Here is a 19,183-nt window from a genome sequence, read left to right as displayed (position 1 = left end):
GGATGACGCCGCTCGGGCGCGCCTGGGCGGTGCAGGTCGCGCGCTCGCTTAGCGTGGGGCCGTGACCTCTTCTTCCGCGCGCGGCGTGCTGCGTGTGCTCGGGATCGACCCGGGCCTCACGCGGTGCGGCATCGGTGTCGTCGACGTCGCGCGCGACCGATCGGCGACGCTCGTGCACGTCGGGGTCGTGCGGTCCCAGCCGGGCGACCCGATCGAGACGCGGCTCGCGGCGATCGCCGCCGGCATCCGCGGCGTCGTCGATCGGCATTCCCCGGCGGTCATCGCGGTCGAGCGCGTCTTCGCGCAGCAGAACCTGCACACCGTGATGGGAACGGCCCAGGCGAGCGGCATCGCGCTGCTCGTGGCGGGGGAGCGAGGCCTTCCCGCCGCGACGCACACCCCGAGCGAAGTGAAGGCCGCCATCACCGGCTACGGCAGCGCCGACAAGCGCCAGGTGCAGACGATGGTGGCCCGCATCCTGCGGCTCGACGAGCTGCCCAAGCCCGCAGACGCCGCCGATGCCCTCGCGCTCGCCCTCTGTCACGCCTGGCGCGGAGGCCCTGCCTCGGCCCCGTCGGCACCGCTCACGCCCGCGCAGCGCGCCTGGGCCGATGCGGAGCGTCTCACGCGGCGGTAGCGTGTCGGTCGAACATAGCTCCGAATACCCGCGTAGGCTCGCCTCATGATCTCCTCGCTCCGCGGCACAGCCGTGCACGTCGACACCGATGCCGTCGTCGTCGAGGTCGGCGGAGTCGGCCTCGCCGTCGCCGTGACGCCTCAGATCGCGCGGAGCACGCCGGTCGGCGCCGAGATCACGCTGCACACGACGCTCATCGTGCGCGAAGACGCCCTGTCGCTCTTCGGGTTCGAGACCCGCGACGACCTGGCCGTCTTCGGACTGCTGCTGGGTGTCACCGGCGTCGGGCCGAAGTCCGCGCTCGGGGTGCTCTCGACGCTCACCGTCGCGCAGATCGCCGATGCCGTCGCCGCCGAAGACGACGCCCCGTTCCGGCGCGTGTCGGGCATCGGCCCGAAGACGGCGAAGCTCATGGTCGTGCAGCTGGCCGGCAAGATCGACGCGCTCGCCGCCACGACCCCGACGACGGATGCTGCGGCCACAGCCGGCATCCCCGCTCAGGTCGTGCAGGCCCTCGTCGGGCTGGGCTGGTCCGAGCGCATCGCGACCGAGTCGGTCACGACCGTCGCCGAGCGCGCGAACGACGCCGACCGTGCTTCGGTGCCGGCTCTGCTGAGACTCACGCTGTCCGCGCTCGGCCCGGCGCGGAAGGAGCCCGTCGGTGGATGAGCTGAGAGACACCGGCGAACCGGTCGACGAGGGAGAGCTGGCGATCGAGGGCGCCCTGCGGCCGGCGTCGCTGGCCGAGTTCGTCGGCCAGCAGAAGGTGCGCGGTCAGCTGCAGCTGCTGCTCGATGCCGCCCGAATGCAGCAGCGGCCCGCCGATCACATCCTGCTCTCGGGACCCCCGGGACTGGGCAAGACGACGCTCGCCATGATCGTCGCGCACGAGAGTGCGCGACCCCTGCGCTTGTCGAGCGGGCCGGCCATCCAGCACGCGGGCGACCTCGCGGCGCTGCTGTCGAGCCTCACGCCCGGCGAAGTCCTCTTCATCGATGAGATCCACCGCATGGCGCGCTCGGCCGAAGAGATGCTGTACCTCGCGATGGAGGACTTCCGCATCGACATCATGGTCGGCAAAGGCGCCGGTGCCACGAGCATCCCCCTCGATCTCGCCCCCTTCACGCTCGTCGGCGCGACGACCCGGTCGGGCCTCCTGCCCAATCCGCTGCGCGACCGGTTCGGCTTCACGGCCCACCTCGAGTTCTACGAGCCCCACGAACTCGAGCGTGTGCTCGAGAGGTCCGCTCCGATGCTCGGCATCGTCCTGCCCACCGGGCCACGCGCCGAGATCGCGCGCCGTTCGCGAGGCACCCCGCGCATCGCCAACCGCCTGCTGCGACGGGTGCGCGACTACACGATCGTGCACGGCGACGGCGCCGCAGCCGACGCTGCGACCGTAGACGCGGCGCTCGAGCTCTACGACGTCGACGCCTTGGGACTGGACCGGCTCGATCGCGCGGTCCTCGACGCCGTCGTGCACCGGTTCGGAGGGGGTCCCGTCGGGCTGAGCACACTGGCGGTCGCCGTCGGCGAAGAACCCGACACGATCGAGTCCGTCGTCGAGCCGTATCTGGTGCGCATCGGCTTCATGGGGCGCACTCCGCGCGGGCGCATCGCGACTCCTGCCGCCTATCAACACCTCGGCGCACCGCGTGACTCCGCGGTCCTGGGATTCGATGGCCTATAATCACTGAAGGCCTCTCGCCTATACCCTCCCTGCAAGGCATCGCCGCCGTGGCGCACGCCTGACCCGAAAGGCACCCCGCCCCATGGAATTCGGTCTCTTCTTCCAGCAGTACGGTCTCATCGTCCTGCTCATCCTGCTGCTCGTCTTCATGTTCTGGAGCTCGCGCCGCCGCATGCAGAAGCAGAAGACGGAGCAGGCAGAGAAGGCCCGCCAGACCGTCCCCGGCGCCGAGGTGCTGCTGCAAGGCGGCCTGTACGGCACCGTCGTCGAGTACGACGGTGAGAACCTCGACCAGCCCGCGATCGTGTCGATCGCCCCCGGCGTCGAGATCAAGGTGCACAGCCAGGCGATCCTGCGCGTCGTGAACCCCACCGAAGGCTTCGTCACCGAAGACGACTTCATCGAAGCTGAGGAGTCCGAGGCCGAGTACGACGCGGCCGTCACCGACGGAGACATCTCCTCGATCAGCGACGACCGCGCCCGTTGGGCCGGCGACGAGTCGCAGCCGGGCAGCGACGACAAAAAGCCCGAGGCCTGACCGGTCCTTCGCGGCCATCCCCCCGAGAGAAGCGAATCACCGTGGCGACATCCACCCCTGTCCGGCACGCCTGGCGCGCCCTCATCGCGCTTGTCGTGACGACGGCCGTCCTGTTCGGCATCAACGCGCTGGGCGTATACGTCTTCACCGACGAAGACGGCAACGGTCAGAGCTCCTGGAGCCCTGACCTGGCGCTCGACCTTCAAGGTGGCACGCAGATCGTCCTGCAGGCGCAGACGCCTGACGGCTCTGCGCCCAACGAAGAGCAGATGAACCAGGCGGTCACGATCATCCGCCAGCGCGTCGACGCGTCCGGCGTCGGCGAGGCCGAGGTCGGCACGCAGGCCGGCAACCAGATCGTCGTGCAGATCCCGGGCGAGGCCGACGACGAGACGCGTGCACGCATCGAGGCATCCGCCCAGCTTCAGCTGCGCGCCGTCCTCGTCGCCGGCGCACCCGTCAACACGTTCGTCGGCGAAGACGGCCAATCGACGCCGTACCCGACCCCGGATCCGACGCTCGGTGCGACGCCGACGGTGGAGCCGACCAACGGCAGCGACCTGAACTGGATCACGCCCAAGCTCGAGGCCGAGTTCATGGCGTACGACTGCGCGAATCCGACCAACGACCCGGCCAACGCGCCCAAGGACGAGCCGCTCATCACGTGCGACCCGTCAGGCTCGGCGAAGTACCTGCTCGGCCCCGTCGAGCTCGACGGCTCGTCGATCTCGGATGCGACGTTCGGCCTGCAGCAGACCGACGGCCGCTGGGCCGTCAACCTCGTCTTCAACGGCGAGGGCACCAAGACCTTCGGTCAGATCAGCCAGCGCCTTTACGGTGCGCAGCCGCCTCTGGACCAGTTCGCGTTCGTGCTCGACGGCTACATCCTCTCGGCGCCGTCGATGAACGGCGTCATCATGGACGGCAAGCCCAGCATCACGGGCAGCTTCACGCAGGAGACGTCCAAGACGCTCGCCGACCAACTCAAGTACGGTGCACTGCCGCTGAGCTTCGAGGTCGTCAGCTCGAACACGATCTCGGCGACGCTCGGTACGCAGCAGCTCGAGATCGGTCTCATCACGGGTCTCATCGGCCTCATCCTCGTGGCGCTGTACTCGCTCATCGTCTACCGGACGCTCGGCACCGTGATCATCGCATCCCTGCTGGTCATGGGTGTCCTGACGTACGTCATGCTCTGCATCCTGGCGTGGCGCATGGGCTTCCGTCTGTCGCTGGCCGGTGTCGCGGGTGTGATCGTCTCGATCGGCTTCACGGCGGACTCGTTCATCATCTACTTCGAACGAATACGAGATGAGCTGCGAGACGGCAAGTCGATCACGAGCGCCGTCGAGGACGGCTGGGCGCGCGCGAAGCGCACGATCTACATCTCGAAGTCGATCAACATCCTGGCCGCCGTCGTGCTGTACATCCTGGCGGACGCGACCGTGAAGGGCTTCGCGTTCACGCTGGGGCTCACGACGATCATCGACGTCTTCATCTTCATCCTCTTCACGCACCCCGTCATGCAGCTGCTGGCGCGCACGAAGTTCTTCGGTCAAGGGCACCCTCTCTCGGGCATGGATCCGAATGCACTCGGCGCGGTCTACCGCGGACGCGCGCAGTTCCGCGCGCCTGTTGCGGCAACGAGCACGACCCCCGCGGGAAGACGAGCCGTCAAGTCGCGAAGCGAGGCCGTGCGCCGCCAGACCATCGCAGAACGCAGACAAGCCGCAGAACTCGCCGCCGCCGACTCCTCGAAACCCGGCCCGAACGTCAAGGAAGCAGGCGACTGATGCGCACCATGAGCCAGCTCGGCAACGACCTCTACACCGGCAAGACGTCCTTCCCGTTCGTCGGGCGACGCAAGCTGTGGTTCATCATCGCGGCGGTCCTCGTGATCGGATCCGTGCTCGTGCCGTTCATCCGGCCCGTGCAGTTCTCGATCGAGTTCACGGGTGGATCGCAGTTCACCGTGTCGGGCCTGTCCAGCCCGGAACAGTCTCTGGCCACCGACGCGGTGCACTCGGTCGTACCCGGAGCGACGACCAAGGTCACCACGATCGGCGACACCGCGGTGCGCGTGCAGACCGACCAGATGACCGAGGCGGAGACGCGCGCGGTCACCGATGCTCTGGCCGACGAGTTCGGCGTGCCCGAGAGCGAAGTGACGGCGTCGTTCATCGGCCCCACATGGGGCGCCGATGTGACGCGGCAGTCCCTGTGGGGACTCGCGATCTTCCTCGCGCTGACCTTCATCATCCTCGCGCTGTACTTCCGCACGTGGAAGATGTCCGTCGCGGCGATCATCGGTGTCGTGGACGTGCTCGTCGTCACGGTCGGCATCTACGCCGCCTTCGGGTTCGAGATCTCGCCCGCCGCCGTCATCGGCTTCCTGACGATCCTCTCCTATGCGCTGTACGACACCGCCGTGGTGTTCGACAAGATCAAGGAGAATACGAACGAAGACGGGGAAGTGTCCGGTCGAACATTCGGCGAATCGGTCAACCTCGCCGTCAACCAGACCCTGGTGCGCTCGATCAACACGACGGTGGTCGCGATCCTGCCCACCGGTGCGATCCTGTTCATCGGTTCGCTGTGGCTCGGCGCTCAGACCCTCACCGACATCTCGCTGTCGATCTTCGTCGGAACCATCGTCGCGGCCTACTCGACGATCTTCGTCGCCTCGCCGCTGTACTCGTTCATGCGCGAAAAGGAGCCGGCGATCCAGGCGCGCGACGAGCGCGTCCTGGCGGCGCGCGAATTGGCGGGCGCTCCGGCCTGACCCTTCGACCCGCTCCGCGGGTTTAGGATGGCAGGCTCGGGGGAGGGAGGTCTATCGCATGGCGGAGACACTCCCTCCTGCCCACCCGTCGTCGCTGCGCCGGCTCGTTCCGCGCATCTTCTCGCGCGCCGCGCGACGCGATGACGTCGAGAAGCTGCTGCGGACGGTGCGCACGCACCACCCCAAGGGCGACCTCTCGATCATCGAGCGGGCCTACGGCGTCGCCGCAGACGCGCACCGCGACCAGAAGCGCCAGAGCGGCGAGCCGTACATCACCCATCCGCTAGCCGTCGCGCAGATCCTCGCCGACATGGGACTCGGGCCCAAGGCGATCGCCGCCGCGCTGCTGCACGACACGGTCGAAGACACCGGCTATGCGCTGGACACCCTGAGCGCGGAGTTCGGCGACGAGGTCGCGATGCTCGTCGACGGCGTGACGAAGCTCGACAAGGTGAAGTACGGCGACAGCGCGCAGGCAGAGACGGTCCGGAAGATGATCGTCGCGATGTCCAAGGACATCAGGGTGCTGCTCATCAAGCTCGCCGACCGGCTGCACAACGCCCGCACGTGGGGCTTCGTTCCGACGCACAAGGCCGCCAAGAAGGCGACCGAGACGCTCGAGATCTACTCACCGCTCGCGCACCGCCTCGGCATCCAGACGATCAAGTCCGAGCTCGAAGACCTCTCCTTCGCCGTCCTGCACCCCAAGATCTTCGCCGAGATCGACAGCCTCGTGCGACAGCGCACGCCCCAGCGCGAGCAGTACGTGCAGAACGTGATCGACGCCGTCGACGCGGATCTGCGCGACCTGCGCATCCGCGGCCGGGTCATGGGACGCCCCAAGCAGCTGTACTCGGTCTACCAGAAGATGATCGTCCGCGGTCGCGAGTTCGACGACATCTACGACCTCATCGGCATCCGCGTCCTGGTCGGCAGCGTGCGCGACTGCTACGCCGTCCTCGGCGCGATCCATGCGCGTTGGACTCCGCTGCCCGGCAGATTCAAGGACTACATCGCGACGCCGAAGTTCAACCTGTACCAATCGCTGCACACGACCGTGATCGGCCCCGGCGGACGAACGGTCGAGATCCAGATCCGCACCAACGAGATGCACCAGCAGGCCGAGTTCGGCGTCGCGGCGCATTGGAAGTACAAGGAGCGGATGAACGGCGGCAAGGCCGACGCGAAGTCGCTCGACACCGATATGGCCTGGCTCGCGCACATCTCGGATTGGCAGGCCGAGACCGCCGACCCGGGCGAGTTCCTGGACTCGCTGCGGTTCGAGATCGGCGCGAAGGAGGTCTACGTCTTCACGCCGAAGGGCCGCGTCATCGGACTGCCGGCCGGCGCCACACCCGTCGACTTCGCGTATGCCGTGCACACCGAGATCGGTCACCGCACGATGGGTGCGAAGGTGAACGGGCGTCTCGTGCCGCTGGAGACGACGCTGAAGAGCGGCGATGTCGTCGAGGCGTTCACGTCGAAGAACCCCGACGCCGGCCCCAGTCAGGACTGGCTCGGATTCGTCACGAGCACACGCGCGCGCAGCAAGATCCGGGGCTGGTTCACGAAGGAGCGGCGCGAAGAGGCGATCGAGCAGGGCAAGGAGTCGATCGCGCGCGCGATGCGGCGACAGAACCTGCCGCTGCAGCGCCTCATGAGCCAGGACTCCTTCACCGAAGTCGCCCAGCAGCTGCACTACGAAGACGTCTCCGCACTGTATGCGGCCGTCGGCGAAGGCCACGTGTCGACGCAATCGGTGATCGAGAAGGTCACGGCGCTCATCAATGCCAACGACACGGCGACCGGTCCCATCGACCTGCCGCAGCTCGGACGCTCCCGCGCGCCGCGCGGGGGAGACTCCGGCATCCTCGTCCGCGGTGCGCCCGACATCCTGGTGAAGCTCGCGAAGTGCTGCACGCCCGTGCCGGGGGACGACATCATGGGCTTCGTCACGCGGGGTACGGGCGTGTCTGTGCACCGCACCGACTGCACGAACGTCGTCTCGCTCCAGCAGGACACCGAGCGCCTGATCGACGTCGAATGGGCTCCGACCTCCAAGAGCGTCTTCCTCGTGCAGATCCAGGTCGAGGCGCTCGACCGCGCGGGTCTCCTCAGCGACGTCACGCGCGTCCTCAGCGAACACCACGTCAACATCCTGTCGGCGACCGTGACCACCTCGAACAACCGCCTCGCCCTGAGCAAGTTCGTGTTCGAGATGGGCGACATCGTGCACCTCGATCGCGTGCTCAACGCCGTGCGCCGCATCGATGCGGTCTATGACGTCTATCGCGTCACATCGTCCTGACCGAGCACGCGCAACCGCTGGAGCCCGACCTTCTTGTGCGGCACCCCCGAGTGCTCCACGAGCCATGTCTCGGCATCGCGGACGATGTCGGGCCGTGCGACGGCGAGGGCGCGGGCAGCATCCGCATGATCTTCGTCATCGACCCGAACCAGATCGGCGAGCGTGCGCGTGAGCGTCGTCACCCACACGCCACCGAGCAGCTGCAGGTCGTCCACGTCGATCGTCGTGTCGCGATAGACGAGCCGCACATCGAGGACGGCATGCAGCCGTCGCCGGATCGCGCGTTGCACGGTGTGCCGCCCCGGTGGGTCGAGCGTGACCCCGTGCACCCACGCCGCGCTCACGTGGGTCGCCGCGAGACTCTCGCCGAGGATGCCGCGCAGCGAGCCCGCCCGCAGAGCCGCGGTCTCGACGGCGTCGGCCGGAACGAAGGCGTCGCCCAGCTCCACGACATGCCCGTCGAGCCGCGCAGCGCACAGCTCGGCTTCGGACAGGCGTCCGCCGGGGAAGTACAGGAACGGCGTGCTCATGAGGGAAGTGTGCCCGAGCGGAGTCGTCCGCGAACGCAGATCGGACCGGTTGTGGAGAACCGGGCCGATCTGAAGACGGTGTGAACTCTAGCCGCCGAGCGCCTTGAGCCATCCGCGACGCGCTTCGAGCGCTTCGCTCGCCTGCGCGATCGAACGCTTGTCGCCCGATGCCTTCGCGGCGTCGAGCTCTTGCTCGAGCTTCTCGATCGCGTCGGTGAGCTGGCGCGTCATGTCGTTCGCGCGCGCCTTGGTCTCGGGGTTGTTGCGCTTCCAATCGGTCTCTTCGCGGGTGCGCAGCGCCTGCTCGATCTTCCGCAGGTCGTCGTCGAGGCCACGCTCCGCGTCGCGGGGGAACACACGACCGATGTCGTCCCAGCGCCGCTGGATACCGGTGAGAGCCGCACGAGCCTTCGCGAGCTCCGGCTCGTCGGCGATGGTCTTGGCTTCGACGAGCAGTTCGCGCTTCGCCTCGATCTTCTCGCGCGATGCTTCGATGTCAGCGGCTTCGCGCTCGACGCGCGCCGAATAGAGCGCATCTCCGGCCGCCTTGAACCGCGCCCACAGTGCGTCGTCGGTCTTCTTGCCGGCGCGGCCGGCGCCCTTCCACTGGTCGAGCAGGTCGCGGTAGGCCGGAATGCCGTCCTCACCCTTCGGCGCGAGGGCCTCGGCGCGTTCGACGAGCTTCGACTTGCGCTCGCGCACCTCTTTATGGGCGCCGTCCAGCTGGGCATAGAACTCGCGGCGGTGCTTGTCGACCGTCGAGCGCGCATCGCGGAAACGCTTCCACAGCTGCTGCGCCGTCGACTTCGGCAGACGCGGGCCGTTCTGCTGCTGCGACTGCCACTGATCGAACAGGTCGGCCATGTCGGCGGAAGCCTGCTTCCACTGCACCGTCTTGGGGTCGCGGGCCGCGAGCGTCTCGGCCTGCTCGACGAGGGTCGTGCGTGCGCGCACGGCCTCATCGACCGCCTCGCGCGCAGCGGCGGCTTCGGTCGCGGATGCCGCCGAGAGAGCTTCGGTGAGCGCGCCGAGGCGCGCCTCGAGGCCGGCGAGATCGCCGACGGCGGCCGCGTCGGTGGTGCGGCTCAGCAGCGCACGGGCGGCCGAACGCAGGTCGGAGGCTGATGCGCCGCCACGACGGTGGCGCGCTTCGAGCAGCGACACCTCGCCGGCGAGGTCGGAATACTTGCGCTCGAAGTACGCGAGTGCTTCGGCGGGCGTGCCGTCGGGGTACTGACCGACGACGCGCCATCCCGCGGCTTCTCGCACCGAGACGGTGCCGTCGTCGTCGACGCGCCCCCACGGCTCGCCGTCGGAGGCGGGCGTCGCGTCGTCTGCCTGCGACGACGAGGAGTCGGCAACGGGCTTGGGGCGGGCTGCCGCGGACGGCGGCGCCGGCACGGCGCGAGGGCGCGGCGTGGGCACGGGTGACGGGGCCGGCGTGGTGATTTCGGCCGCGGGCTCCGCGGTGGCGTCGGCGCCGGCGCCGGCGACCGGAGCGGTCTCGGCGACGGCGTCCGGCGCAGGAGCGGCCTCGGCGTCAGCGACCGGTGCGGCATCCGCGTCCGGGGCAGGAGCGGCCTCGGGGTCGGAGGCAGGAGTGGCCTCGGCGTCAGCGACGGGAGTCGCCTCGACGTCGGGGGTCGGAGTCGCCTCGACGTCGGAGACCGGCGTGGTGTCGTCTTCGGGGGACGGGGGAGTGGGCTCTGCGTCGGCAGTCACGGGTTGCACCTCATCGCGGCCTCGCCGCCTGTGGGGGATGGACGCGTCAAGCCTAGTACGCGAGCTTCATCGCACGACGTCTCGACAGCGGTGTTCTCGGGTCAGGGAGTGGAGGTCGGCTCGGGCTCGGGGAGCTCGGTGTCGACGGGCTCGGGGACGGGGCTCTCGGAGTCCACGGGATCGGGCACGGAGCTCGGCAGCGCCGGCGGCGTCGTGATCGATGTCGGCTCGGGTTCGGGCACCGGGGTGCCCGGTCCGACGGTGAAGTAGAGCGTCTGAACGACGACGATCGCGACGATGACGAGTCCGCCGCCGATGCCGGCGATCAGATTGTCGCGTGTGCGGCGACGCGTCTGACCCTGGTGAAACGCCTGACGCGCCTGGTATACCCGCGACCGTTCGCGCGTCTCACGCGCACCACGGTCCTTTCCCACGCTGGACACGGGACCTCCTTTTCCGGGTGAGCCCCGGGCCGGGACGATCCTATTCAGAACGCAGGCTCGCGGCAAAGGCGGCTGCATCGAACGGGCCCGGTGTCGGCCGACGCGATTAGCCTGGACGGGTGACTGCACCCACTCCCACCGCGCTCTTCCAGGGGCAGACGCCCCTCGCGGTGCGGATGCGGCCGACCTCGCTCGATGAGGTCGCCGGTCAAGGGCATCTGCTCGCACCGGGGTCGCCCTTGGTCACACTCGCCGATTCCGAGGCTTCGACGCGCGCCGCGACCTCGGTGATCCTCTGGGGCCCGCCCGGAACGGGCAAGACCACTCTCGCCCAGGCGATCGCCCGTTCTTCGGGTCGGCGGTTCGTCGAGCTCTCGGCCGTGACGGCGGGGGTCAAGGACGTCCGCGAGGTCATGCAGGATGCGCTCACGCAGCGCGATCTCTACGGCCAATCGACGATCCTCTTCCTCGATGAGATCCATCGATTCACGAAGGCCCAGCAGGACGCCCTGCTTCCGGGCGTCGAGAACGGCTGGGTCGTCCTGATCGCCGCGACGACCGAGAACCCGTCGTTCTCGGTGATCTCGCCGCTGCTGTCGCGGTCGCTTCTGTTGACGCTGCGCCCTCTCACCGACGACGACCTGAGGATGCTGCTGACCCGTGCGACGACCGACGCCCGAGGCCTCCACGACTCGATCGTGCTGCCCGACGAGGCGCGCGACGCCATCGTGCGACTCGCGTCGGGCGACGCGCGCCGCGCTCTCACGACGCTCGAGGCTGCGGCATCCCTCGCGATCGAGACGAATGCCGACGAGACGGCGCCGTCCGTCACGCCCGACCACATCGCGCAGGCCGTCGACCGCGCGCTGCTGCGCTACGACCGCCAGGGCGACGAGCACTACGACGTCATCAGCGCCTTCATCAAGTCGATCCGCGGCTCCGACGTCGACGCCGCGCTGCATTACCTCGCGCGCATGATCGAGGCGGGCGAAGACCCGCGCTTCATCGCCCGGCGCCTCATCATCTCGGCCGCCGAAGACATCGGCCTGGCCGACCCGCACGCACTGCCGCTCGCTGTCGCCGCCGCCGACGCCGTGCAGTTCATCGGGATGCCCGAGGGGCGCATCCCGCTCGCCGAGGCGACGGCGTACCTCGCGACGACAGCGAAGTCCAACGCGGCTTACCTCGCGATCGACAAGGCGATCGCCGATGTGCGTTCCGGAGGTTTCGGACGCGTCCCGACGCACCTGCGCGATGCGCACTATCCCGGCGCGAAGCGGCTCGGGCACGGCAAGGGCTACCGCTATCCCCATGACGCCGACATCGGGGTCGTGGCGCAGCAGTACCTGCCCGATGAGCTGCGCGGTCGCCGCTACTACGAGCCCAAGGCGCTCGGGACCGAACGCGACGTGCAGGCGCGTCTCGAGAAGATCCGCCGCATCCTCGACGGCGACTGACCCGCCTGAGCAGGCGGCACAGCCGCCGTGCATCCGCGGTCCCTGAGCAGGCGGCACAGCCGCCGTGCATCCGCGGTCCCTGAGCAGGCGGCACAGCCGCCGTGTATCCCCGGTCCCTGAGCAGGCGGCACAGCCGCCGTGTCGAAGGGCTGTTAGACTTGACCGGCTTGAAACCGAGTTTTCGGGCATCCCCACCCTCTTTACCGACCTTCCGGTGTGCCCCGACGTGCACACAGCCAGGGCGAGGAGCGGGAGATACGTCCGTGAGCCGTGAAAGACACGGCCACGTCTTCGGAAGGCAATCATGGCTTCGAAAGCCCAGGACCGCCGCAAGGTCCGCCTCTCGCGCGCTCTCGGCATCGCGCTGACCCCCAAGGCCGCCAAGTACCTCGAGAAGCGTCCGTACGCTCCGGGTGAGCACGGCCGCACCAAGCGCAAGCAGGACAGCGACTACGCCGTCCGCCTGCGTGAGAAGCAGCGTCTGCGCGAGCAGTACAACATCCGCGAGGCACAGCTGCGCATCCAGTTCGAAGAGGCTCGCCGCAAGGACGGCCTGACGGGTGAGAACCTCGTCGAGCAGCTCGAGATGCGTCTGGACGCGCTCGTCGTTCGTGCGGGCTTCGCCCGCACGATGGCCCAGGCCCGCCAGCTCGTCGTGCACCGCCACATCCTCGTCGACGGCCAGCTCGTCGACCGCCCGTCCTTCCGCGTGAAGCCGGGTCAGCTCATCCACGTCAAGCCGAAGAGCGAGGCGCTCGAGCCGTTCCAGGTCGCCGCCGCCGGTGGTCACGCCGAGGTTCTGCCTCCTGTCCCGCCGTACCTCCAGGTCGAGCTCGACAAGCTGCAGGCCCGTCTCGAGCGTCGCCCCAAGCGCGCTGAGGTTCCCGTCGTCTGCGACGTCCAGCTCGTCGTCGAGTACTACGCGGCGCGCTGACGTCAACGCGCGCTGACGTTCCGTCGTCAGTGCCGCAGGAAGGGCGTCGGGGAAACCCGGCGCCCTTCGTCGTTTCCGCCTACGATGGACCAAGCCGCGGCTCGCGGCATTCGCGAGGAAGTGGTGACATGAAGAACCTGCTGTGGTTTCTGCTCGGCATCGTGAGCGGCTTCGTCGCCGCGCACCTCGTCAACAAAGACCCCCGCGGCCACGAACTGCTCGCTGAGGTCGACACGCGCATCACGGAGTTCACCGAGCGCATGGGCGATGCCTACCGCGAGCAGGAGTCGCGCATGGCGGGACTCGTCGCCGACGCCGCATCGGCCGTCGCGGACTCCACCCGTTCGTCCTCCGACTGACCACCCACCACGATTCGTCGGCGGTCGCCCGGCCGCCGACGTGTCCGAGGAGCCATCACGCATGAAGACCGCCGAGATCGCCCAGCGCTTCCTCGACTATTTCGAGAAGCAGGACCACGTCATCGTGCCGTCCGCCTCTCTCGTCACCGACGACCCCGCCCTGCTGTTCACGGTCGCCGGAATGGTGCCGTTCATCCCGTACCTCTCCGGTGACGTGCCGGCTCCGTACAAGCGCGCCGCCGACGTGCAGAAGTGCCTGCGCACCCTCGACATCGAAGAGGTGGGGCACACGCCGCGACACGGCACGTTCTTCCAGATGCTCGGCAACTGGTCGTTCGGCGACTACTTCAAAGAGGGCGCCATCCGCTTCGCGTGGGAGCTTCTCACGACCCCCGACGCCGACGGCGGTCTCGGATTCGATCCGAAGGACCTCTGGGTCACGGTCTACGAAGAAGACGACGAGGCACACGACCTCTGGCTGCGGCTGACCGACCTGCCCGAAGAGCGCATCCAGCGCCTCGGCAAGGACACGAACTACTGGTCGACGGGTCTGCCCGGACCAGCGGGCCCCTGTTCCGAGATCTTCTTCGATCGCGGTCCCGCGTACGGAATCGACGGCGGACCCGCGACCGACGACGACCGCTACGTCGAGATCTGGAATCTCGTCTTCATGCAGTACGAGATCACCAACGTGCAGTCCAAGTACGTCTTCGACATCGTCGGCGAGCTGCCGAACAAGAACATCGACACCGGCATGGGGCTCGAACGCGTCGCGTTCATCAAGCAGGGCGTCGACAACATGTACGAGACCGACCAGGTGCGTCCCGTGCTCGACAAGGCCGTCGAACTGTCAGGGCGCGAGTACGGTGCCGTGCACGAAGACGACGTGCGGTTCCGTGTCGTCGCCGACCACGTGCGCTCCTCGCTCATGCTGCTCTCCGACGGCGTGACGCCCTCGAACGACGGCCGCGGATACATCCTGCGTCGTCTCATGCGCCGCGCCATCCGTTCCATGCGCCTGCTGGGCGTGGACGGACCGACGTTCCGCGACCTCTTCGCCGTCTCGCGTGACGCCATGAAGACGACCTATCCCGTCGTCGAGGCGGACTATCCGCGCATCGAGCAGTACGCGCTGGCCGAAGAGGCGACGTTCCTGCGCACCCTCGCCGCGGGCGAGGCGATCCTCGACGAGTCTCTCGTCGCGACGAAGGATGCCGGGGGCACGACGATCCCCGGTGCCGAGGCGTTCCTGCTGCACGACACGTACGGCTTCCCGATCGATCTGACGCTCGAGGTCGCCCAAGAGGCGGGCCTCACTGTCGACCGCGACGCGTTCGACGCGCTCATGCTCGAGCAGCGCACGCGTGCCAAGGCGGATGCGCGTTCGCGCAAACGCCAGCTCGCCGACACGAGCGTGTACCGCGATCTGCGCGCGCAGGGCGAGACGGTCTTCACGGGCTTCACCGATCTCGAGACCGAGTCGACCGTGCTCGGCATTCTCGTCGACGGCGTCTCGGTCGACCGCGCTCCGAGCGGGCAGATCGCCGAGGTCATCCTCGCCGAGACGGCGCTCTACGCCGAGTCGGGCGGTCAGGTCGCCGACAAGGGCATCATCGTCGGGCCCGGCTACGAGCTCGAGGTGCTCGACGTGCAGCGCCCGGTCGCGGGGCTGGTCAGCCACACCGTGCAGGTCACGACCGGTGAGGTGGGCGTCGGCCAGCCGGCGACGACCATCGTCGATGCGGCGAACCGCCGCTCGGCGCAGCAGGCGCACTCGGCGACGCACCTCATCCACGCCGCCCTGCGCGACACGCTCGGCTCGTCCGCGACGCAGTCGGGGTCGCTCAACCGCGCCGGCTACATGCGGTTCGACTTCTCGTGGGGCCAGGCGCTGTCTGACGCGACGAAGAGCGAGATCGAAGAGATCGCCAACAACGCCGTGCGCGACAACCTCGACGTCACGACGCGGGTGCTCCCGCTCGACGAGGCGAAGGCGCTCGGCGCGCAGGCGCTGTTCGGCGAGAAGTACGGCGATGTCGTGCGCATGGTCGACATCGGCGGCCCCTGGTCGCGTGAGCTCTGCGGCGGCACCCACGTCGGACGCAGTGCCGAGATCGGACTCATCAGCGTCGTGGGCGAATCCTCCGTGGGCGCGTCCAACCGCCGGGTCGAAGCCCTCGTGGGCCTCGACGCGTTCCGGTCCCTGGCCGCCGAGCGCGCGCTCGTCTCGCAGCTGACGACATCGCTCAAGACGCCCCGCGAGCAGCTTCCCGCGCGAATCGCCGAACTCACGGCGAGCCTCAAGTCCGCCGAGAAGAAGATCGCGGCGTACGAAGCCAAGGCCCTCGCCGAACGTGCCCCCGCGCTGGCGAACGACGCGGTCCGTGTCGGGGCGTACCGAGTCGTCGCGCACGCCGTCGGCACGGCGGCATCCGGTGATGACCTCCGCACCCTCGCCCTGCAGGTGCGCGACCGGCTCGGCTCAGAGCCCGCTGTCGTCGCGCTCGGCGCGACGGTGGGCGAGCGCCCCGTCGTCATCGTCGCGACGAACGACGCCGCGCGCACGGCCGGCGGCAAGGCGGGCGTGCTCGCCAAGCTCGCAGCCGGCGTCCTCGGCGGCGGCGGCGGCGGACGCGACGATGTCGCGCAGGGCGGCGGTGCGGATGCCGCGGCTCTGCCGGCGGCTCTGTCTGCCATCACGACGGCGCTCGAGGCCTGATGACCTTCCGTCGCGGAGTGCGACTCGGCGTCGACGTCGGCCGTGCCCGAGTGGGCGTCGCGCGGTGCGATCCGGACGGGCTGCTCGCAACGCCCGTCGAGACCGTGCCCCGCGACGATGCCGCCGTGGCGCGCATCGTCACCCTCGCGCAGGAGTACGACGCGGTCGAGGTGCTCGTCGGTCTGCCGCTCAACATGCGGGGCGAGGACACGCCCTCGACGACCGACGCGCGAGAGTTCGCGGCGGCCGTCGCGGCGGCCGCCGACCGGGCTGTGCGCCTCGTGGACGAACGCCTCTCGACGGTCTCGGCCCACGCCGCTCTGCGCGATTCCGGGCGTTCTCAGCGTTCTTCTCGTAACATTGTGGATCAGGTCGCGGCGGTCGTCCTTCTGCAGCAGGCTCTCGACGTTGAGAAGAGCACGGGACGCCCGGCCGGTACCCCCGTCGTCCAGGAGCCCGCCTGAATGCCCGATCCCACACCCGATGACCCCTTCGCGGACCTCTTCGGCAAACTTCCCGATCCCAATTCCCGCGTGCTCCGGGACGATGGCGCTGAGCGCCCCGCGCCCCCGGCGCCGGCGCCGGCAGATCCCGCGACGGGTGCGCCGCCGATGAGCCGCCGCGAAGCACGAGAGGCCGCGCTCCGCGCCGCCGCCGCGAAGGACCCCGGAGCTGCGCCTGACCCGGTCGAGCCTGGCACGGGCGAGTCCACGCCTGTCCGGACCACGCCCGCTTCCGACCGCCCTGCGCCCTCGCCGTCCGCGCCGACTCCCGCCGAGCCCACGCCGTCCGCGCCGACTCCGGCCGCACCCGCCCCGGCTCCCGCCGAGCCCACGCCTGCCGCCCCGGCTCCCGCCGAGCCCACGCCTGCCGCACCCGCTCCGTCGCTTCCCGCGCCGCGTGCCGCCGAGCAGCCCTCGCCCGTGCGTGCGACGGCTGGGCAGCCGAGCGACCCCGTCCCGGCGGCATCGGCCAGCGAGGTCCGCGCGCCCGCGTATGCGCGCGCGAGCGCGGCGTCGACGTCGGTGCTCGACGACGATCCGCCGACGCGCGCTCCGCGTTCGACGTCACCGGGGCTCGAGGACCTCTTCTCGGGCGAGAGCACGACCGACGACATCGGGACGCACCCGCGTCCTCGGGACAAGCGCCGCCGGCGCGTCGCGGGCTGGGTCGCCCTCGGGGTCATCGTCGCGATCCTCGGCGGGCTCTCGGCAGGTGGTTGGTACGTCTGGTCGACCTACGAGGACCGCATCCGCGCGTTCATGGGCTGGGAGGAGCCGAAGGACTACGAAGCAGGGCTCGCCAACGGCGAAGCGCTGCTCACGATCGTCTCGGGCGACACGGGCTACTCCATCTCACCGAAGCTGCACGAAGCCGGCATCACGAAGACGCCGGAGGCCTTCTACGACTACCTGATCGCCGAAGGGCTCAACCCTCCCTTCCAGCCGGGCGTGTTCCAGATGCAGCAGCAGATGACCTCGGCCGCGGCGCTCGAGGCGATCCTCGATCCCGCGAACAAGCTCGAGAACATGGCACAGCTGCGCGAAGGGCTCACGGTCGAGCAGTCGCTGCCGATCCTCGCCGACGTCATCGGGATCCCGCTCGAGGAGTTCCAGGCCGCCGTGGCCACCCCCGCCGACTACGGCGTGAGCGCATCGTCGCTGGAAGGCTGGCTCTTCCCCGCGACGTACCAGTTCGACCCCGGCGTGACGGCGACCGACGTCATCTCCACCCTCGTGGGCCGCACCGTACAGGCGCTCGACGGAGCAGGCGTCCCCGTCGACGACCGCCAGCGCGTGCTCACGGTCGCCTCGATCATCCAGCGCGAGGCCCGCTTCGAAGACGACATGCAGAAGGTCGCGACGGTCATCGACAACCGTATGGACCCGAACAATCAAGAGACGTTCGGCTACCTGCAGATGGACTCGACCGCGCAGTTCGGTTACGGCGAGATGCACTCCGGCTCGGCGAGCTCCAGCGCCGAAGCGCTCGCCGACGACAACCCCTGGAACACGTACACGCGCCAGGGGCTTCCGGCGGGGCCGATCTCGAACCCCGGCGACGCGGCGATCAACGCCGTCATGAACCCGGCACCCGGTGACTGGCTGTACTTCGTGACGGTGAACCTCGACACCGGTGAAACGGTGTTCACGTCGAACCTGAACGATCACAACCGCGCGGTCGAGCAGTGGATCTCGTGGTGCCGCGACAATCCCGATTCGGGATGCTGAACGCCCCTCGGCGCCTCGCGGTCTGGGGGGACCCGGTGTCTCAGAGCCGGTCCCCGCAGCTTCACGCGGCGGCGTACGCAGAGCTCGGCCGCGATTGGTCGTACGGGCGGCAGCAGGTCGACGCCGCGTCGTTCGACAGCGCTCTGGCCGCGCTGGACTCGACGTGGCACGGACTGTCGGTCACCTACCCCCTCAAGGGGGCCGCGTTCGCAGCATCCGTCGTGCGCGATGCGCGCGCCGAAGCGACCGGAGCCGTGAACACGCTGCTGCTGACCTCGGACGGCCCGCACGGGTTCAACACCGACATCGGCGGTCTGGTCGGCGCGCTGCGCGAAGAAGGGATCTCCGCGGTCACGCACGGACGGATCGTGGGTGCGGGCGCCACCGCGACGTCTGCCCTCGTCGCCCTGGCCGAGCTCGGCGCGACCTCGGTCGATGTCGTCGCCCGGCGTCCGGACGCAGTGCAGCCGCTGGTCGGGCTCGGCGAGCGGCTCGCCGTGACCGTCAGGCCCGCGGCGTTCGATGCCCCCTCGCACGCGCACGCCGACGTCACGATCGCGACGCTGCCCGGCGAGGCCGTGCTCGACGCCGACGCCGCTGATCGCCTCGCCTCCGCCGGAGGGCTCCTGCTCGACGTCGTCTACGGCCACTGGCCGACCGATCTCGCAGCCGCCTGGGAGCGGGCGGGCACTCCGGCGATCTCGGGACTCGGGATGCTGCTGCACCAAGCTCTCCTGCAGGTGCGGATCTTCGTCGCGGGCGACCCGGAAACCCCTCTCGCGGGGGAGTCCGACGTGCTGGCCGCAATGCGCCGGGCGGTCGTGGGAGACTAG

General features: G+C 69.3%; 17 protein-coding genes. 14 read left to right on the top strand and 3 right to left on the bottom strand.

What is annotated here, in order from left to right; all coding sequences use genetic code 11:
* Positions 1-61: 61 nt before the first annotated feature.
* The 7 genes from ruvC (at position 62) to ACWIBS_RS05855 (ending at position 7,955) form a co-directional block, all read left to right on the top strand.
* Entirely contained in the window at positions 62-637 is a 576-nt protein-coding gene (ruvC, locus tag ACWIBS_RS05885) for a crossover junction endodeoxyribonuclease RuvC (protein ID WP_376125870.1), read from the top strand.
* 45 nt (positions 638-682) lie between these two features.
* Positions 683-1,306 carry a Holliday junction branch migration protein RuvA gene (ruvA, locus tag ACWIBS_RS05880; protein ID WP_376125873.1) on the top strand — a complete coding sequence of 208 codons (624 nt, stop codon included), beginning with the start codon at positions 683-685 and terminating at the stop codon, positions 1,304-1,306.
* Positions 1,299-2,327, top strand: a complete 1,029-nt coding sequence (ruvB, locus tag ACWIBS_RS05875; protein WP_376125876.1) for a Holliday junction branch migration DNA helicase RuvB — start codon at positions 1,299-1,301, stop codon at positions 2,325-2,327. The genes ruvA and ruvB overlap by 8 nt, the downstream gene beginning before the upstream one ends.
* 82 nt (positions 2,328-2,409) lie before the next feature.
* Complete coding sequence (locus tag ACWIBS_RS05870) at positions 2,410-2,865, top strand: preprotein translocase subunit YajC (RefSeq protein ID WP_376125879.1); 456 nt, start codon at positions 2,410-2,412, stop codon at positions 2,863-2,865.
* Between the two features lie 41 nt (positions 2,866-2,906).
* A complete protein-coding gene (gene secD / locus ACWIBS_RS05865; protein WP_376125882.1) occupies positions 2,907-4,658 on the top strand; it encodes a protein translocase subunit SecD in 1,752 nt (583 codons plus the stop codon).
* On the top strand, positions 4,658-5,647 hold the full coding sequence (gene secF / locus ACWIBS_RS05860) for a protein translocase subunit SecF (RefSeq protein WP_376125885.1): 990 nt from the start codon (positions 4,658-4,660) through the stop codon (positions 5,645-5,647). The genes secD and secF overlap by 1 nt, the downstream gene beginning before the upstream one ends.
* 58 nt (positions 5,648-5,705) lie before the next feature.
* A complete protein-coding gene (locus ACWIBS_RS05855; RefSeq protein ID WP_376125888.1) occupies positions 5,706-7,955 on the top strand; it encodes a RelA/SpoT family protein in 2,250 nt (749 codons plus the stop codon).
* Here the strand turns inward: ACWIBS_RS05855 and ACWIBS_RS05850 are convergent.
* From ACWIBS_RS05850 to ACWIBS_RS05840, 3 genes are all read right to left on the bottom strand, one after another.
* Positions 7,934-8,485, bottom strand: a complete 552-nt coding sequence (locus ACWIBS_RS05850) for a hypothetical protein (RefSeq protein WP_376125891.1) — start codon at positions 8,483-8,485, stop codon at positions 7,934-7,936. The two genes, ACWIBS_RS05855 and ACWIBS_RS05850, sit on opposite strands and share 22 nt — an antisense overlap.
* 87 nt (positions 8,486-8,572) lie before the next feature.
* A complete protein-coding gene (locus ACWIBS_RS05845; protein ID WP_376126122.1) occupies positions 8,573-9,754 on the bottom strand; it encodes a DUF349 domain-containing protein in 1,182 nt (393 codons plus the stop codon).
* Between the two features lie 554 nt (positions 9,755-10,308).
* Positions 10,309-10,650: a dioxygenase gene (locus ACWIBS_RS05840; protein ID WP_376125893.1), complete on the bottom strand. Its 342-nt coding sequence runs from the start codon at positions 10,648-10,650 to the stop codon at positions 10,309-10,311.
* Positions 10,651-10,826: 176 nt separating this feature from the next.
* On the opposite strand from ACWIBS_RS05840, the gene ACWIBS_RS05835 reads away from it, so the two are divergent.
* The 7 genes from ACWIBS_RS05835 to ACWIBS_RS05805 all read left to right on the top strand — a co-directional run bounded on the left by ACWIBS_RS05835 (position 10,827) and on the right by ACWIBS_RS05805 (position 19,183).
* Positions 10,827-12,107, top strand: a complete 1,281-nt coding sequence (locus ACWIBS_RS05835) for a replication-associated recombination protein A (protein ID WP_376126125.1) — start codon at positions 10,827-10,829, stop codon at positions 12,105-12,107.
* Positions 12,108-12,411: 304 nt separating this feature from the next.
* Positions 12,412-13,041, top strand: coding sequence for a 30S ribosomal protein S4 (rpsD, locus tag ACWIBS_RS05830; protein ID WP_376125895.1), 630 nt, complete (start codon positions 12,412-12,414; stop codon positions 13,039-13,041).
* 128 nt (positions 13,042-13,169) lie between these two features.
* Complete coding sequence (locus ACWIBS_RS05825; RefSeq protein ID WP_376125898.1) at positions 13,170-13,400, top strand: ATPase; 231 nt, start codon at positions 13,170-13,172, stop codon at positions 13,398-13,400.
* Between the two features lie 61 nt (positions 13,401-13,461).
* Complete coding sequence (gene alaS, locus ACWIBS_RS05820) at positions 13,462-16,119, top strand: alanine--tRNA ligase (protein WP_376125900.1); 2,658 nt, start codon at positions 13,462-13,464, stop codon at positions 16,117-16,119.
* The gene (ruvX, locus tag ACWIBS_RS05815; RefSeq protein WP_376126128.1) at positions 16,116-16,583 is read left to right on the top strand and encodes a Holliday junction resolvase RuvX; all 468 of its coding nucleotides are present in this window, start codon (positions 16,116-16,118) and stop codon (positions 16,581-16,583) included. The genes alaS and ruvX overlap by 4 nt, the downstream gene beginning before the upstream one ends.
* Positions 16,584-18,350 carry an endolytic transglycosylase MltG gene (gene mltG / locus ACWIBS_RS05810; protein WP_376125903.1) on the top strand — a complete coding sequence of 589 codons (1,767 nt, stop codon included), beginning with the start codon at positions 16,584-16,586 and terminating at the stop codon, positions 18,348-18,350. It abuts the gene before it with no gap.
* Entirely contained in the window at positions 18,344-19,183 is an 840-nt protein-coding gene (locus tag ACWIBS_RS05805; RefSeq protein ID WP_376125905.1) for a shikimate dehydrogenase, read from the top strand. The genes mltG and ACWIBS_RS05805 overlap by 7 nt, the downstream gene beginning before the upstream one ends.

The sequence above is a fragment of the Microbacterium sp. NPDC055442 genome (assembly GCF_053644215.1).
The sequence above is the reverse complement of the archived record's forward strand: the minus strand, read 5'-3'. Positions and strand labels throughout refer to the sequence as shown.

Coding starts and splice junctions, on each gene's coding strand:
- ACWIBS_RS05870 (WP_376125879.1), top strand. CDS start 2,410: ATGGAATTCGGTCTCTTCTTCCAGCAGTACGGTCTCATCGTCCTGCTC.
- secF (WP_376125885.1), top strand. CDS start 4,658: ATGCGCACCATGAGCCAGCTCGGCAACGACCTCTACACCGGCAAGACG.
- ACWIBS_RS05805 (WP_376125905.1), top strand. CDS start 18,344: ATGCTGAACGCCCCTCGGCGCCTCGCGGTCTGGGGGGACCCGGTGTCT.
- ACWIBS_RS05825 (WP_376125898.1), top strand. CDS start 13,170: ATGAAGAACCTGCTGTGGTTTCTGCTCGGCATCGTGAGCGGCTTCGTC.
- alaS (WP_376125900.1), top strand. CDS start 13,462: ATGAAGACCGCCGAGATCGCCCAGCGCTTCCTCGACTATTTCGAGAAG.
- rpsD (WP_376125895.1), top strand. CDS start 12,412: ATGGCTTCGAAAGCCCAGGACCGCCGCAAGGTCCGCCTCTCGCGCGCT.
- ACWIBS_RS05850 (WP_376125891.1), bottom strand. CDS start 8,485: ATGAGCACGCCGTTCCTGTACTTCCCCGGCGGACGCCTGTCCGAAGCC.
- ruvA (WP_376125873.1), top strand. CDS start 683: ATGATCTCCTCGCTCCGCGGCACAGCCGTGCACGTCGACACCGATGCC.
- ACWIBS_RS05835 (WP_376126125.1), top strand. CDS start 10,827: ATGCGGCCGACCTCGCTCGATGAGGTCGCCGGTCAAGGGCATCTGCTC.
- mltG (WP_376125903.1), top strand. CDS start 16,584: ATGCCCGATCCCACACCCGATGACCCCTTCGCGGACCTCTTCGGCAAA.
- ACWIBS_RS05855 (WP_376125888.1), top strand. CDS start 5,706: ATGGCGGAGACACTCCCTCCTGCCCACCCGTCGTCGCTGCGCCGGCTC.